Here is a 14,066-nt window from a genome sequence, read left to right on the forward strand (position 1 = left end):
AAAGACAGATTTGAGGGGTACTGATGGAAGAACAGCAGCACAGAGTGATTGTTTCACCAGTGGAGGATACCGAAAGCTTCTTGCGCAATCCTGGGATGGGGTGGGCAATTTATATTGATGCATTTGAGAAGCCATTTCCCCAAGCTGAAGTGTATTGGAGATTGCAGGATCCAAACATCGGGTTGGCGAGTATTCTGTATATCCGTGTACCGTGGTCCGAACTGGAGCCTGATGAAGGGTGTTACGCATGGGTGGAGGATGTAAACTATAGAAGGCTTATTCAAATGGCGTTGGAGCGGGGGCTTAAGCTGTCCTTCCGAGTTTATATAGATAGCAAGGACGCTTACCGTCAGGCCACGCCACAGTTCGTATTTGATGCAGGTGCACGGGGGTATGTAAACGAGAATAAGGGACGACCGTTCCAGACACCCTATGTTTACGACAGGGTGTTTCAAAATAAGTTCTCCCGATTCGTACGTGCCTTTGCAAATGAATATGATAATCCGGCGATTGTAGATTTCATCGATGCCCAAGGGTTGGGATGGTGGGGCGAAATGCACAATATGAACTACTTATGGCTTCATCCTCAGAAGAAACAAGTGTTCAAGTGGATCATTCATTTATATAGTAGCAGCTTCCAAAATGTATTGCTTGGTGAACAGTATGGAAAAGGTACATTCAGTTATGCCATGCAGGACTGGGCCTTAAGGGAGAAAGGCTACGCCATTAGACGCGATAGCTTCGGTAGTCCCACTTGGCTAAGTCCAAAGGATAAGGAGAGAATAGAGGGACATTGGCCCTCCGTTCCGGTTTTTGCAGAGAATTGTTACCATACTTTTGTTGATCGACCGGAGTGGTATAAGGGAGACGGATTCGCTACACTACGGGAAATGATGGAGCGGGTAGTCCTGGATGCCAAGGAGTTGCATGCTAATACTCTTGATCTCAGAATCCCCGAAGATGCGGCGCAATGGATGCAAGTTGCACCTGATCTTGTTCGTGACTTCGCTATTCGCGGTGGATACCGTTTCGTACTGAATCAAATAGCCTTTCCCAAAAAAATGAAAGAGGGTAAGGAATATGTGATTCACCATTCTTGGAAGAACACAGGAGTAGGGAAATTACCAAATAGTTTAAAAAACTGGGGATACAAATATAAGGTTTCATTTGCTTTATTGAACCCAGATACGGGTAATCCCGTTTATCAGATGCTCGATAGGGCAGAGCCATCGGATTGGCTGAAGAATTTTGAATATACGTATGAATCTCTTCTTTGTCCTCGTGTTGTCCCACCTGGCACCTATCATTTCGCGATAGCGATCGTCAATACAGCAAACAATTGCGAGCCAGAGATTAAGCTAGCTATCGGCAATGAACGTACGGACCGGCTTTGGTACTTATTAGGCAACGTGGAAATACGCATCGGTAATGCCGATATGTCTGACGCACGTGCAAAGTTCCTATCGCTACAAAAAAATAACATTAATGATATAATCACTAATCTCCCATGAGTTGGGAGATATAATCTATGATGGGTGAAAGGGGTTCTCTTTATCCGTTCATTACCACTCCCCCGGTGTAACCTTCCGTTGAGCGGTCAGCGCGCTGGTCACAAAACTTATGATTGGGATTATAACGGGAAAGACAGTTGAGCGAGGGAAACTTTGGATGCATGCTCTTCTCACTTAACTAACGCAATAATATAGTACTATAGACATTAGAAGAAGGCTGCCGACAAGCATAGAACGGCAGCCCTTTCAGCTAACGGGCAGCAGAGCGTGATGACAACCACGCTCTAACAGCCCGAACTTCATTTTATAAAAGTTGAAAATAGGCACTCCATTCCGCTTGTCTTTATAAAACAGTTCACCAAATCACCTATACTGCGAACGCAAAAGGCACCCGATCGGGTGCCTTTTTGTACTTTAGGGATCTTTCCATTTTAACTTTGGCAAGCACCTACCGTCGCATACCAACTGCTCGGAATGACATCGCGTTCCAGTTCCAGCAGCTCGTCGATGATATGATCGGCGTCTGAGATGGAATTAACCAACGGATCGGTCAACATAGCCCGTCTCAGTTTCTCGCGATTGCCTTCAACAACGGCTTCCGCTGTCAGTTCATGCGCATCCAGGACGAGCTCCTGTAAGCCTCTAAGTCCTCGAGGCATATCGCCAACTGGTAAAGGTTTGATTCCGTCCATGGATACTTCACATAACAACTCTAAGAATGCGTCGTCATTCATATTGGGTACTGCACCTTGATTTGTGGTGTTGATATAGAAAGGTTTGCCCAATCCCCCGACCATATTCTCGATAATATCCGTAGCGTGGTCTGGTCCGAAGGTGTCCATATACGTCTGAATAGGGATTCTTCCCTCGATGAAGTCGTCGACTTGCTTCCACATAGCATCATGTCGGAGGTAACGTGCTTCTGTTTCCCATATGGATAGTGGAGGAATGGCATCCGGTGTACGACCGAGTCCTTGCCAGAATCGCAAATATTCCTTCGTATGTGGCGTGCATGTCGGGACGTAGCCATAAATGTCATACAATTGATAACTTATGGCATTATTGTCCTTCGCTTTCGCGCCAGTGTCCCCGCCAGCGGTTTCCGTTTCAGCGGATTGCTTCATGGAAGCGGCAATGTGAGGCATGACATTTACGCCATCATAATCAGCCTGGAGCATCCATGTAAAATGATTGACGCCAGCAATTCTCAGATCGAAGCGACTATCCATATCCGCCGTATATTCGCTTGGATCTGCTACTATTCCCGCGCGCCAAGCATAGTTGATTTTCTTCCCTGGCATGTGATGTCCATCGCATAAAGCGAAGCTCTTCAGCTTCGGTGCGTAACGACTCAAGGCGATCCCGTGAATAGCGGACGGATTAATGTAATTAATCACCCAAGCATCAGGACATAATTCTTCAATGTCTCGAGCGCATTCCATAATGACAGGAAGCTCCCGCATGGCCCGGAAGATACCACCTGGACCAATTGTATCGCCGGAGCACATGCGAATGCCGTATTTTTCGGATATGGCACAGTCGATACCTCTATATTTGACCGTATCTTCAGCGAAGCTGAGCACGACGAAATCCGCACCAGGCAACACGTCTCTCCGGTCGGTAGAACCTTCAATCACTAATTCCACTTGATTCTCTGCAGCGACCATTCTGGCTAGAGTCACCATCTTGTTCAATCGTTTCTCATCCGTATCCACTAAAGCAAGCGTGCCTTTGTTCAAGTATTCTGAATGCACCATTTGCCAGATGGACTGGCGACCGAAAAACAAACTTCCTGCTCCGATTACGACAACCTTGGGTTTCTGAATCTGCGTATTAGACATGATAATTTCCTCCATTTCAGGGTATGCCTTAATTATAAGGAGAATAGGTCAGAGAGGAAATGCAGGATAGTTCCTTATAGATGTCAAATAGTATTATTATCGACGCGAGGAATGATGGTGAAAAATATGGCTTTACGAAATTTACGTCAAAAAGTAAGGGGATGAGGCTATGAACAGCACGGATCTGTTTAACGATTTGTCGGAGCATGTCTCGCTACGCATTACTTCCTATAATACGATTCTCCATAACGCCGGTTGGGTGGAAAGCAAATCCCATCATAATTATGATCTGTGGCTTATTCAAGAAGGACAAGTCGAGATTAAGGCAGGAAAGAGAATCCATACAGCAACCGCTGGCGATTTGGTGTTGTTTTACCCGGGAATCCCTTACACAGCAATGAACGGCACGAAAGCCTGCCGTTTTATTTATCTTCATTTTGATTTTGGTTTAGGGGAGCAGCAACGCATTCTGGAGTCCTTCCCTTTGAGCGGTGTTATCGCCGGATGCCTTATTGAAGAAGAAGCAGAAGATTTGCGGAAAATTTTTATGGAGAACCTATACGCAGTTGGCATGTCAGGAATGCGGTTAAAGGGCATTTTACTGATTATGATCGCCCGCATTCTGGAATGCTATGGAGTTGGAACCTACAAGGGAGAATTCCTGATCGATTTATTCAGGCATGAGCATGCCGGTAATTTGGTCTTTTTACAATCCACCATCCGTTATATTCAGGACAACTTGCATCGGCCTATTCGTATTACAGAGGTGGCAGAGGTGGCTGGCATGTCGGAGAAATATTTTATACGGTATTTCAAACAAGCATTGGGCGTTACGCCAGGCCAGTATATATTCCAGCTAAGGATGAACCGAGCGAGAGACTTGATCTACACACATCGTTACACGATGCAACAAATCGCATCCCTCTTAGGTTACCCTGACCCTTATTCCTTCTCGAAAGCATTTAAGAAACACTACAAAGTGTCTCCAAGCAAATTCGTGTAAACAGTAACTCGCCACATTATATTCGAAGCTCCGTTATGAATTCAGAAACGCAATCGATGTTCAGTTGGTCAACTTCATGTGGTAACAACTTTGCCATCCCAGGATGCTCTTTTCTAAATGTAACAGCTATTGTAATACCAACGGAATAGCTGAATCAGTCATTTTCATTTATAAAAAACGCCCCTAAATATGCTACAATTGAGAAAACTGAATAGGGAGTGCGAGGGATGTAATTGATGGAAGGCATGACAACAAACAACCTAGCACTGCGCGTGTTATGGGTGTACGACAAATGTACAACTCCAGGTTGGACGGATATCCGACAAATGACGGATGTGCATACGTTTTACTGGATTGCAGGTGGAGAGGGGACTTTTGAAGATGAAGAAGGGGAGTCCTATTGGGTTCGAAAAGGGTATCTGGCCTATTTGAAACCAGGCTTTCGCCTCCATATGAAGACGGATGCAGAAAATCCGTTAAGGATACTCATGATATTAACGGATATTGGCTATTTGCCATATCAATGGAGAGCGTGGGGGAACGTAGAACCGCTAGTTGAGCTGCCTTTTCCATTCTTGAGGACGTTCACAAGCGAACAGGCGGAGCACGTGGACAAAATTTTTCAAGGTCTGATTGAAGGCTGGATACCTGGAGATCAAGGCGGTACGCTGCTGGATCAGGTGAAGCTGCTCGAGCTAATTCTGTTCCTACAAGAGGCCAAAGGAGAGGAAACGGAAGATCGCCCAGCTAAAGAAGCTTTTGCACAAATGAAAAAATATCTGGAGACCCATTATTCAGCCAATATCAAGCTAAGCGAGCTTGCCGAACGATTCGGAATATCGGAATCCTATTCGCGTAAGATGTTCCTGAGACAGCTTAAGCAAACACCGAAGAAATTTCTTCAGTCGATTCGAGTCGGACATGCCAAACAACTGCTGGTGTTTACGGACATGTCGATGCGTGACATTGCTATGGCTTGCGGTTACGGAGACGAGTTTCATTTTAGCAAAATGTTTAAGTCTGTGACGGGGAGTGCCCCGTCGGTGTATCGAGATTCAGGGAAACATTAATAGTGGAGGATAAGCGATATGATCAACCAAAACAACGATTGTCTGCGTTGGAGAGTTGCTGAAGCTGGGAACGAGTATTCGTACTGTTGAACAGTGAAATTATTGTACCCACTCGCCAATTTTTTTCGTATCGTCGCGGTATCGGTGGGGTTAGGGATAAAGAATTGGAGGAATATGAGTGCTAGCTAATAGCTCAATTTCATTAAACAATGAACTGTGGTGCAAAAACAGCTAGATGTGKCATTGTAACCAGGAATAAGCGGCGGCGGAATGGCATCTTTCATAGTGAGAATCTAATGAATCTAGTATAAAAGTGATAGATTCGGGGAATCTATTTTCATAGGGAGGTGTTAATATGGCACGTTTAAAGCAAAAAGCTCTTATTAATCAGTATCATTTTCTTATGTACATAAAAACTGGAGACCAACAACACCTGAAGAAATTAATAAAAAATAGATGAAGGTGTATCGGAGTTTGCAAAAAAAATTAAGTTCTTTACTTAACCGCTCCATGTAGATTTTATTTAAATAGTCCCTCAACTTTTCTAGCAATATCTTCACTTGAAATTTGTGCATATCTCTCGGTGGTATCAATTGAGGAATGTCTAAGTTGTTTCTTCGTAGAATAAATATCGTATTTTTTGTTAAACGCAGTTGCATATGAATGCCTGAGTTTATGCACAGTAGTTTTTTTTCCGAATGCAAGAGCATATTTCGACACCATATCTTGGATAGCACGTTTTAACATCCGTTTCCCATTTACTTGCCCCATACGAAACGAGAGAAAAAGTGATCTTTCATTTTTTACTGGGTTATATCGTAGGTCTCTAATCTCTAAATATGCCTCGAGATAAGAACGTGCTTGATCATCAAACGCAACCTTTGTTTTGTCATTATCATCTTTACTACCTTTTCCAAGAACGTAAACAACTTTTTCTTTATCACTGATATAAACATCATCCAAATTTAAATTAACAACCTCAGATACACGTAACCCAGAATGAAGAATCAAACAGATGATAGCGGAGTCACGTGTTCGGTTCATTTCATAATAATGAATCGCTTGTTTATTGTCTTGAATTAGGCCAAGATAACCTTGATTTACAAAATCAATAAAACCACCGATCTCATCATCGATGAAAAGTTTGCTCTTTGGAACTTCTGTTTTATTTTTGCTCCGACTTATTTTCACTTTTGCCATCACATTCCTCTTGAGGAGTGGATAAAATTTTTCATCCTCAGCAATCTGACTCAAATAGTGAAAAAGGGACTTAAGCGCTGCAATTTTCCGATCGCGTGTGGTTTTGGCGTTTTTCTCGTTGGTCATTAAGATATTACGGTAAGTTGTTATATCATCAATATGAAGTTGCTCAAGGTCAACAAGTGGAATTTTCTTTATTTCTTTCTCCTGAGATAGACCTTCATTAATAATGAAGGAGAAAAAGCTCTCAAAATCATAGGAGTAGCCGAGTAGAGAGGAGGGTGATAGGTCTGGCATTTTATTAGAGAAAAATTTTTCAACGTACCAAGGGAAGAGGGATAACCGGGATTGCAAATCAGCCATATCCTTTTCTTTAATAACATCCATATATTTCACCCCGTTAAATATTACGAACAAAAAATAGTTTTAGAACGTATGTTCTAAATTCATAATGATATTACAATAAATCAATGCCATTAAGAATGGTACTAATAGAACAACAATGCTTGAGAAGTCATATATTATTAGCCTGTATTATGGAAAGGACCTTCAACAAGAAGCTGTGATTTAAATTAAAGGCTCTTAATACAAAGACTTGAAAAGACAGGACGTGCTAATATGCTTACTTCTTTTGATCCCATTATTGACTATCGAGCCCAGATACTTATTCTCGGAACAATGTCAGGTGAAGAGTCGCTTGCTGCCGGCCAATATTATGCTCACCCAAAAAATCAGTTCTGGAAGATCATGTTTTCTATCTTGAATGTTTCTGAACCTGATAATTATGAAGAGAAGGTCCGTATTATCCAAGACCACGGTCTTGCAAGGTTGTTGTCGGTGGATTTTGTTTAATGTTTTGTCTTACTACTTATATAATTTTACCACAAACACCCGTTCCCGTATATCTAAACTCACAAAATATGAATTTAGTTCGTAAATGCAACAAGGTTTGACACTCGCAAAAACGCGACAATCATCATTGACAAGAACTTGATGTCATAAATGACAAGAACTTGATCCCCGCTAAAGATCCCTCTCGGGGGCGTGAGAAATGCATTTCCTTTTTATTTGTTAACCTCGCAACTTCTATCCCTATCTTACCCAATTCTTCCTTAATTCGTTCATTTGAATTTGGGTCATTTATGGATGGCTCCACGAATGATTACCTATCAGACGGTCCTCGTTCACCATTTGCTTGACTAAATCTGGCTGGTCGTTTTTAAAATGTCCAGTAACAAAAAAGTTGCCATAGGATCAATTGGATAGCCTCTGTTTTTTTTGTTTCCCAAACAACAACCTTGCCTCGCTAAATTTCGAATAAATTAACTTTACTTATTTCTGGCATGGCTTCCGCGTGGGAAGCAGACCAACAAATAACAGCAACGCCAGAAAAATGACCCTTTTATCACCATACACTATAGCCATCCTTTTTTAGATAAGATGCGTTTAATATGCCACAAATCTTACTTTTATTTTATAAACCCATCCTAAATGTGCCTTAGCCTTGCGTTTTCCATAGATATTCACATAAATGCGGGGTTCAGGGCGTATGTTTCTTTACTAAAGTATCTAGTCGTACTTCACTCTGAACATTCCCCATCAGGGTCCGTTGTGAGCGCATAAACAACGATAGTTTTTTGATGAACATCCATACCTTCACAGTAACGTATTGTTTCACCATGTTTCTAGCAGACTTGGGTGCCTGCAAGGGTGCCTAAACATGCAGAAAACTTTACTGCTAGGTTTGCGTGAAGTATAGATCATGAATGTTTTTTTTGCAAATATTTTCGCTTTATTACAACATTACAAAGTGAAATCCATAGATACAATAACTAAAAGAATAAAAAGCACAAGAATTACAGTAGAACTTGCATAACCCTCTCCATAACTTACTCCTGCCCCAGCTGCACTCATATGCACACTCTCCTGTTTTGTATTGATTTACTCTTAATTATATGTCTTTTTTCAACCCTTGATTGGACTTTAGCCTCTTCAATGGTTGGTGTAGGCAAAGGCAGATCAGCACGCTTATCAATTTCTCTTCAGTGGCTAAACAAGGGGGAACGGTTACTTCCAAAGCGCAAATTTGGGTTGGCATCGGAAAGAACTTCGGGATACATATCCCAAGAGTAAATTGTTCTCCCAACTTGTATCATGTCATCAGTACTTAATATTATATCTTGACGCATTATTTCATTTGGTCGAGTAGCATATAATGTTGAATCCCTATTTTTATCAATATTTAAAACATAGGTAGGTCTGCTATTGTAATATTGTATGCATAATCTAGACCAGCATAGGATCTAATTGAGTCTAGATATCTATTTATGTAATGTAGTGAATCAAGTACCATTCTTCTGAGTACTTCGTCATGTTTTAGGCATAAATGAAATATTAACAACAGTGCAGTTTGATGTTTCAGGGACTTCAATACCTTCGTACAATATTGCTTTTTGGTAACTATTAAACGTCGCGATAAATTCTGCATTAACATAAGCACTAGCAAATTCCACTGGCTGGGTGCCGTCGCAATATTCCCGTCGGGAATGAGATAAAGTTCTTGTCAAAATCGGGAATGGGATCAAGTTCTTGCCAGCCGACATTGTCGGATGTCGAGAACTTGATCCCATTCCCCACTGATCGATTTCCGACCAAAACCAAAAAAAGTCACGAATAACTCTTGACTTTTTTGGTTAAAACTTTGAAAATTTTACTAGAGCATTTAAATAATGTTTTCAGATGTTTTTTGTTGGTTRAYCAAAAATATAGCGTATTGCARCGGTCGCCGTACCGATTCTWWATAAAGCTCCAWTTGACCCGTCTTTAAAAAGATTTTTCTGCTCGGCTTAGGATTYACTTCTATTARCCAAAYTTTTCCRTATATATCAATCCCAATATCAAGCCCAAACTCCATCATGGAACCGAACTTCAATTCAATTGTCTCCACGACAAGTTGGGCCATCTTTTTGCAATTCTGCTGAATGCTCTCCGCCTTCTCCCGTCCAAAACGAAGAATCATGAATTCATCGAATCGAATTGCTTTGCCTCCTTTCCAAGTGATATTGGATGTCGGACTGTGTTTTCCTCCTAATCTTAGACCGATACCAGTGATGCTCCACTCGCCGTGGGCATTTTTTTGTATCATCATCCTTGCATCCATCACCCGATTCGGCATCAATTCCAAGCAAAGACCCTGTTGAATCATAAATGTTCCTGATCTTATTCGCTCGGAAACCACCCAATTCTTAATCCAACGAATGGCTGTAGCTTTGGAATTTAGTTTGGTTCTCACTAAACAGCCTGCTCTATTCCGACCAGTTAATGTGAAATTTTTTTTATTACGCGCAACCTTCAAAATGCTGCATCCACCGGTTCCATTACTCGGTTTAATATATAATTCAGGAAATTTTTCTATCATCAGCCTGAGTTTCTCTGTGGAAAACATCACAGTCTTGGGAATGTATTTCGTAAGCGAAGACGTACTGCTAAACAACTTTGTCGCCTTTGACTTGTAAGTAAATTTATGACTTGTGTACGGAAACCAATCTTTCCGTCTCATTTCCTGATACGGTTTATCTAACTTGCGACAGCGATCGATGACCACATCAGGCCAACGGAAGATTCCTTCTTTCCATCCTCCTATCGCAGATGGCACATAACCTCGAATTTGTTTTGCTTCGGGCATGAGATCACAATGAGAAAACAAGAACACTTCCGCGCCCAGACTCCGACCTTCTCTGACCATATCACGAAAAAATTCAGACTCAGAAAACTTATTTCCATTTCGATGAGTTAATATACCAATTATCGATTTACTCATTGGAAAGCCTCCTACGAAGGATGCAATGTTATACAGTTGATAATGCTCACCAAAAACTCTGTGGATGCTTCTGAAATATAAATATGTCACAAATCAGGGAATCAGATCAAGTTCTTGACATTGCCAATTGACAAGAACTTGATCCATAAAAAAAAATAGCCGCGATTTATGCGACTTTTAATGGGACATTGTTCTTGTCACCCGACACATATTGGAAATAGAAGTGGAGGATCAAATTCTTTATAACAAATACATGTTTCAGATAACGAATCCAGAAGTTAGGCAATTGTTTACCCAGTTTCGAGATGAACATATGCAGAATATCACCCAAATTCAACATCAAATCGAACATTCAAAGAAAAGTCCTTCAAACATCTAAATCAACAATCAACATATTTAATACTGTAGACTTGATTCACTCCTACAGCTACTATTTCCGCATTCGCTTTTTTTCATCTGTTGCGCAAAACTGCCCGTAGCGTGGTAGCCCTTCACTCCACTATTCTGACTACTCGCTCAGGAAGCAAATTTTGATCCGTCCTATGGTCGTCTACAAAGGATTTATCACCGTGAGAAACATTTATTGGTTTATTTCAGAACCCATTGCAATTGCTTTGGTTTCATGAACCGTACCATATGGATGCTGAGGTGGTGCATATATAACGTAAATTTTAAGTGGTTTATTACCTGTATTAGTAACATTGTGCCATTTTCCAGCAGGTATCATAATTGCATAATCATCAAAGGCCATTTCTTGAAAATCCAAATTATCTTTACTATCACCCATTTGAACAAGGCCCTGACCTTCTTCAATACGTATGAATTGATCCGTTGTGGGATGAACTTCTAAACCAATGCTATCTCCAATATTAATACTCATTAGGGTCACTTGATAGTGTTTCCCTGTCCATAAAGTGGTTCTGTAATTATCGTTTTGCTTAGTAGCTTGGTCAATATTCACTACAAAAGGTCTTGGTCCATAATCTGTTAATTTAATGTTTTCATTATAAGGATTCCAGTTGGTATTGTTCCTGTAATAATGAGGATACCAATTATAGTTCCATTTTAGGTTATTCCAGTTGCAATGCATAGGATTATGCCATTGATACTGATAGTATGAATTACGGTTCATATTCATTTTCCCCCAATGATTTTCTTGTTTACCTTTTATCCTATGCAGTTGCCTAATTAAAGGATTGGAAAATGAGCAAGAGCCTATATAGTAATCTTCTGCCCGTCCCCCGGTTTTAAGGGTTTATCTCATATATACTCACTCATTCGCAGGATTTTGACACCTTGGATTGCAGATGTTGTTCAGGAGAGCGCTCATCAGACGTAGCTATCCCAATTTTGGGCATACGGGAACAGAAGAAGTGTTGGAACATTTCTCCGAAGGGTGTTCTTCTGCATGTTCACTCCACACATACCTTGGGGTTCACCATCCCATGACTCTACGGGTCTTTGCCCTTACATTCCTGCGTTACACCTGACCAAGGCGTGAAGACCGATAATGTTTAGCTGACGGGTCTGAGCCCTTATCGGGCAGAAACTCGGTCCTACGTGCTTTCTTTTTCAATCCTGCAAATGAGTCAATACACTGTTCTTTATCAGTCTTAAGCAGCTTGGTTATAAGGAGGAACAACTCTTTCTGGATAGAAGACCTCTCCTCGTCCAACTGTACCAATGATGATTCGAGCTAGTTTTCCAAGCAATTTAAACAGAGACTGTTGCTTCTTCATTTGCTTAATTTGAACATTATACTCGTGAAGTTGCCGGAACACTGGATTATTTCCAATGAGCTGCATCGTAGTCAAGTACAAATATTTAAGTAGGATTGCATCCCCTCTCTTAGAAATTACGATCTGACCTTTCCGCTTCCAGAGGTACTTCGAGCTAGGTTTAGTCCTGCTCTACGTAATAGCTGGCGTCCGTGGGCATACTGTCTGGGATCATAAGCACCTGAAAGAATTACTGCAATACAGATAGACCCTAGGCCGATCGAACGTAATTGGTTGGCCATTGGAATGCCGCTAAGCAATATTTCGATATCCTTTTCAATTGTATCTAGTACTTCTACAACCCGATCAAACTCTTCTAATAACCACTTGAGATCCTGTTTTGCTTCGAGTAGAGCGGTTGTATCCCCAATACTTTGCTTAGCTGTGGCAATAAGCTGTTAAAAGGTTGTGTCAGCAGAAAGAGTTCCCATTGACCAGCCACCCATGATCGAGGTCATTCAGTACAATATTCGAGAGTAGTGTTAACAGCAATCCCCCTTGAAGTACCCCTTTTGAAGGTATTCCTTCCCCCTCGATTTCAGCTTTTAGTATTGCATTTTAGAAATGYAGGCTAGAACCTTTTTATCCCGAATGCCCATATTCCAAAGTTGCTTAATGAGCAAGGTATGGTTGACGTTGTCGAAGAACCCCAGTTTGTCGGCATCCACTACATATCTTGTCTTTCCGTCCTCAATGACTCGGTTTAGCCTCTTTAACGCATGGTGCATGCTTCGTCCTGGTCTGAACCCATAGGAGAAATCTAGAAAGTCTTGTTCATAAATCGCCTCAAGCAGGTTCTTCAGCGCCTTTTGCACTAGCTTGTCCCCGTATGCCGGAATCCCAAGCGGACGCATGCTTTTCTCATCCTTCGGAATGTAGGTTCTTCTGGAGGGTAGCGGACGGTAACTCTTCTTCTTTAACCCTTCTACTAGATTTCCCACATTGTCTTCTAAGTTCCGCCCATACATCTCTTTCGTTACGCCGTCTATCCCTGTTGCCTTGCCTGTGGCCATCCCCCCGTGGCACTGCTTCAATGCTTCCGCGTTGATCAAGTGCCCTATAGAGATGAAATGTTCTTGGCCTTGGCTATCTTTGCTATTCTTATTAATTTCGTTTCCATTTCGGTTCCGCTCCTGTGTGCAGAAAATGTATCCTTAATAAGATCAATATCCGTTTCGCACGCCTTTCCTCCGCAGGCATTACCCGGTTTCATTGGTACTACGCGGCGATCCGACTCCCTGATTTCCATTTGGCTTTCTCACGTCTTTAATGCTTGCCCGCTATACTCCCGCAGATGTTCCTAAATAGTATTAGTCTTGCGGGAGAGCCGTCAGGGCCTGCCAAGTTGCTGAACGGCCATTGGTGAACATGCCTGGCTCTTCGACCCCGGGGAAATCTCTCGCAAGCTTGCCTGTATCGCTTGCGGGGGATGCTGTCTTCCAGTAACAGTGAGACTGTCGACCTTCCCGATGCTTGCATTTCGAGGCTCAATAACTTTCGGGCCTGTACCCTATCTGTCTACGCTTAAACGAACATGTTGCCATCTTCGCACCAAGACTCGTTATTGGTGGCGTGGCTAACGCCTTTCCAAGCAGGGTTCTCACCTGCTAAGCTCGTTCAACCTAAGCTTGGTCGCTCCACTGTGGCACCCCTCCTAAATGAAGCGATGTCCCCACATTCCTACCTGATCGGTGCAATTCACGCCTGGAAAATGATCGTTCTTCTCAATTAGACTTGGGGCTGTTCCTCCACCCTCATTACAGAGGATTCTTCGGTCGTGCCCCTACCCTCACAATGATAAATTCATTTCGGCAAGTGCCTTATTGCAACCGTTTCGGGTAAC

Annotated in this window: 13 protein-coding genes and 1 pseudogene; 5 read left to right on the forward strand and 9 right to left on the reverse strand. The window is 42.0% G+C overall.

Annotation, left to right across the window (positions count from 1 at the left end; genetic code table 11):
* The first annotated feature begins 23 nt into the window (after nt 1-23).
* Nucleotides 24-1,511 carry a DUF4832 domain-containing protein gene (locus tag AC1DVJ_RS18230; protein ID WP_477592660.1) on the forward strand — a complete coding sequence of 496 codons (1,488 nt, stop codon included), beginning with the start codon at nt 24-26 and terminating at the stop codon, nt 1,509-1,511.
* 431 nt (nt 1,512-1,942) lie between these two features.
* Here AC1DVJ_RS18230 and AC1DVJ_RS18235 read toward each other — a convergent pair whose 3' ends face one another.
* Nucleotides 1,943-3,352: a family 4 glycosyl hydrolase gene (locus AC1DVJ_RS18235; RefSeq protein WP_477592661.1), complete on the reverse strand. Its 1,410-nt coding sequence runs from the start codon at nt 3,350-3,352 to the stop codon at nt 1,943-1,945.
* Between the two features lie 169 nt (nt 3,353-3,521).
* Between AC1DVJ_RS18235 and AC1DVJ_RS18240 the strand changes: the two genes are divergently transcribed.
* On the forward strand, nt 3,522-4,355 hold the full coding sequence (locus tag AC1DVJ_RS18240; protein ID WP_477592662.1) for a helix-turn-helix domain-containing protein: 834 nt from the start codon (nt 3,522-3,524) through the stop codon (nt 4,353-4,355).
* Between the two features lie 245 nt (nt 4,356-4,600).
* Nucleotides 4,601-5,425, forward strand: coding sequence for a helix-turn-helix transcriptional regulator (locus AC1DVJ_RS18245; protein ID WP_477592663.1), 825 nt, complete (start codon nt 4,601-4,603; stop codon nt 5,423-5,425).
* A 519-nt stretch (nt 5,426-5,944) separates the two neighbouring features.
* Here the strand turns inward: AC1DVJ_RS18245 and xerS are convergent.
* Nucleotides 5,945-7,012, reverse strand: coding sequence for a tyrosine recombinase XerS (gene xerS, locus AC1DVJ_RS18250; protein ID WP_477592664.1), 1,068 nt, complete (start codon nt 7,010-7,012; stop codon nt 5,945-5,947).
* Nucleotides 7,013-7,243: 231 nt separating this feature from the next.
* Here xerS and AC1DVJ_RS18255 point away from each other — a divergent pair, with 231 nt between their 5' ends.
* Nucleotides 7,244-7,477 (forward strand): hypothetical protein, encoded by a 234-nt coding sequence (locus tag AC1DVJ_RS18255; protein WP_477592665.1) that lies wholly within the window; start codon nt 7,244-7,246, stop codon nt 7,475-7,477.
* A gap of 288 nt (nt 7,478-7,765) precedes the next feature.
* Here the strand turns inward: AC1DVJ_RS18255 and AC1DVJ_RS18260 are convergent.
* The 7 genes and pseudogenes from AC1DVJ_RS18260 to AC1DVJ_RS18290 form a co-directional block, all read right to left on the reverse strand.
* Nucleotides 7,766-7,822: pseudogene (locus AC1DVJ_RS18260) on the reverse strand (hypothetical protein); the annotation flags it as partial.
* 606 nt (nt 7,823-8,428) lie between these two features.
* Complete coding sequence (locus tag AC1DVJ_RS18265) at nt 8,429-8,539, reverse strand: YjcZ family sporulation protein (RefSeq protein ID WP_477592666.1); 111 nt, start codon at nt 8,537-8,539, stop codon at nt 8,429-8,431.
* 455 nt (nt 8,540-8,994) lie between these two features.
* Complete coding sequence (locus AC1DVJ_RS18270) at nt 8,995-9,228, reverse strand: hypothetical protein (protein WP_477592667.1); 234 nt, start codon at nt 9,226-9,228, stop codon at nt 8,995-8,997.
* A 119-nt stretch (nt 9,229-9,347) separates the two neighbouring features.
* Entirely contained in the window at nt 9,348-10,445 is a 1,098-nt protein-coding gene (locus AC1DVJ_RS18275) for a YheC/YheD family endospore coat-associated protein (protein ID WP_477592668.1), read from the reverse strand.
* Nucleotides 10,446-11,025: 580 nt separating this feature from the next.
* The gene (locus tag AC1DVJ_RS18280) at nt 11,026-11,577 is read right to left on the reverse strand and encodes a cupin domain-containing protein (protein ID WP_477592669.1); all 552 of its coding nucleotides are present in this window, start codon (nt 11,575-11,577) and stop codon (nt 11,026-11,028) included.
* Between the two features lie 481 nt (nt 11,578-12,058).
* Complete coding sequence (locus tag AC1DVJ_RS18285) at nt 12,059-12,259, reverse strand: hypothetical protein (RefSeq protein WP_477592670.1); 201 nt, start codon at nt 12,257-12,259, stop codon at nt 12,059-12,061.
* Nucleotides 12,260-12,768: 509 nt separating this feature from the next.
* Entirely contained in the window at nt 12,769-13,275 is a 507-nt protein-coding gene (locus AC1DVJ_RS18290) for a reverse transcriptase domain-containing protein (RefSeq protein WP_477592671.1), read from the reverse strand.
* Between the two features lie 482 nt (nt 13,276-13,757).
* On the opposite strand from AC1DVJ_RS18290, the gene AC1DVJ_RS18295 reads away from it, so the two are divergent.
* A complete protein-coding gene (locus AC1DVJ_RS18295) occupies nt 13,758-13,955 on the forward strand; it encodes a hypothetical protein (RefSeq protein WP_477592672.1) in 198 nt (65 codons plus the stop codon).
* Nucleotides 13,956-14,066 lie beyond the last annotated feature (111 nt).

This window comes from Paenibacillus sp. P4_A9, from assembly GCF_056402415.1.

Excerpts from the sequence above, each read along its gene's own strand:
- xerS (WP_477592664.1), bottom strand. The coding sequence starts at position 7,012 with ATGGATGTTATTAAAGAAAAGGATATGGCTGATTTGCAATCCCGGTTA.
- AC1DVJ_RS18230 (WP_477592660.1), top strand. The coding sequence starts at position 24 with ATGGAAGAACAGCAGCACAGAGTGATTGTTTCACCAGTGGAGGATACC.
- AC1DVJ_RS18270 (WP_477592667.1), bottom strand. The coding sequence starts at position 9,228 with ATGTCGGCTGGCAAGAACTTGATCCCATTCCCGATTTTGACAAGAACT.
- AC1DVJ_RS18255 (WP_477592665.1), top strand. The coding sequence starts at position 7,244 with ATGCTTACTTCTTTTGATCCCATTATTGACTATCGAGCCCAGATACTT.
- AC1DVJ_RS18245 (WP_477592663.1), top strand. The coding sequence starts at position 4,601 with ATGACAACAAACAACCTAGCACTGCGCGTGTTATGGGTGTACGACAAA.
- AC1DVJ_RS18265 (WP_477592666.1), bottom strand. The coding sequence starts at position 8,539 with ATGAGTGCAGCTGGGGCAGGAGTAAGTTATGGAGAGGGTTATGCAAGT.
- AC1DVJ_RS18280 (WP_477592669.1), bottom strand. The coding sequence starts at position 11,577 with ATGAACCGTAATTCATACTATCAGTATCAATGGCATAATCCTATGCAT.
- AC1DVJ_RS18295 (WP_477592672.1), top strand. The coding sequence starts at position 13,758 with ATGTTGCCATCTTCGCACCAAGACTCGTTATTGGTGGCGTGGCTAACG.
- AC1DVJ_RS18235 (WP_477592661.1), bottom strand. The coding sequence starts at position 3,352 with ATGTCTAATACGCAGATTCAGAAACCCAAGGTTGTCGTAATCGGAGCA.
- AC1DVJ_RS18240 (WP_477592662.1), top strand. The coding sequence starts at position 3,522 with ATGAACAGCACGGATCTGTTTAACGATTTGTCGGAGCATGTCTCGCTA.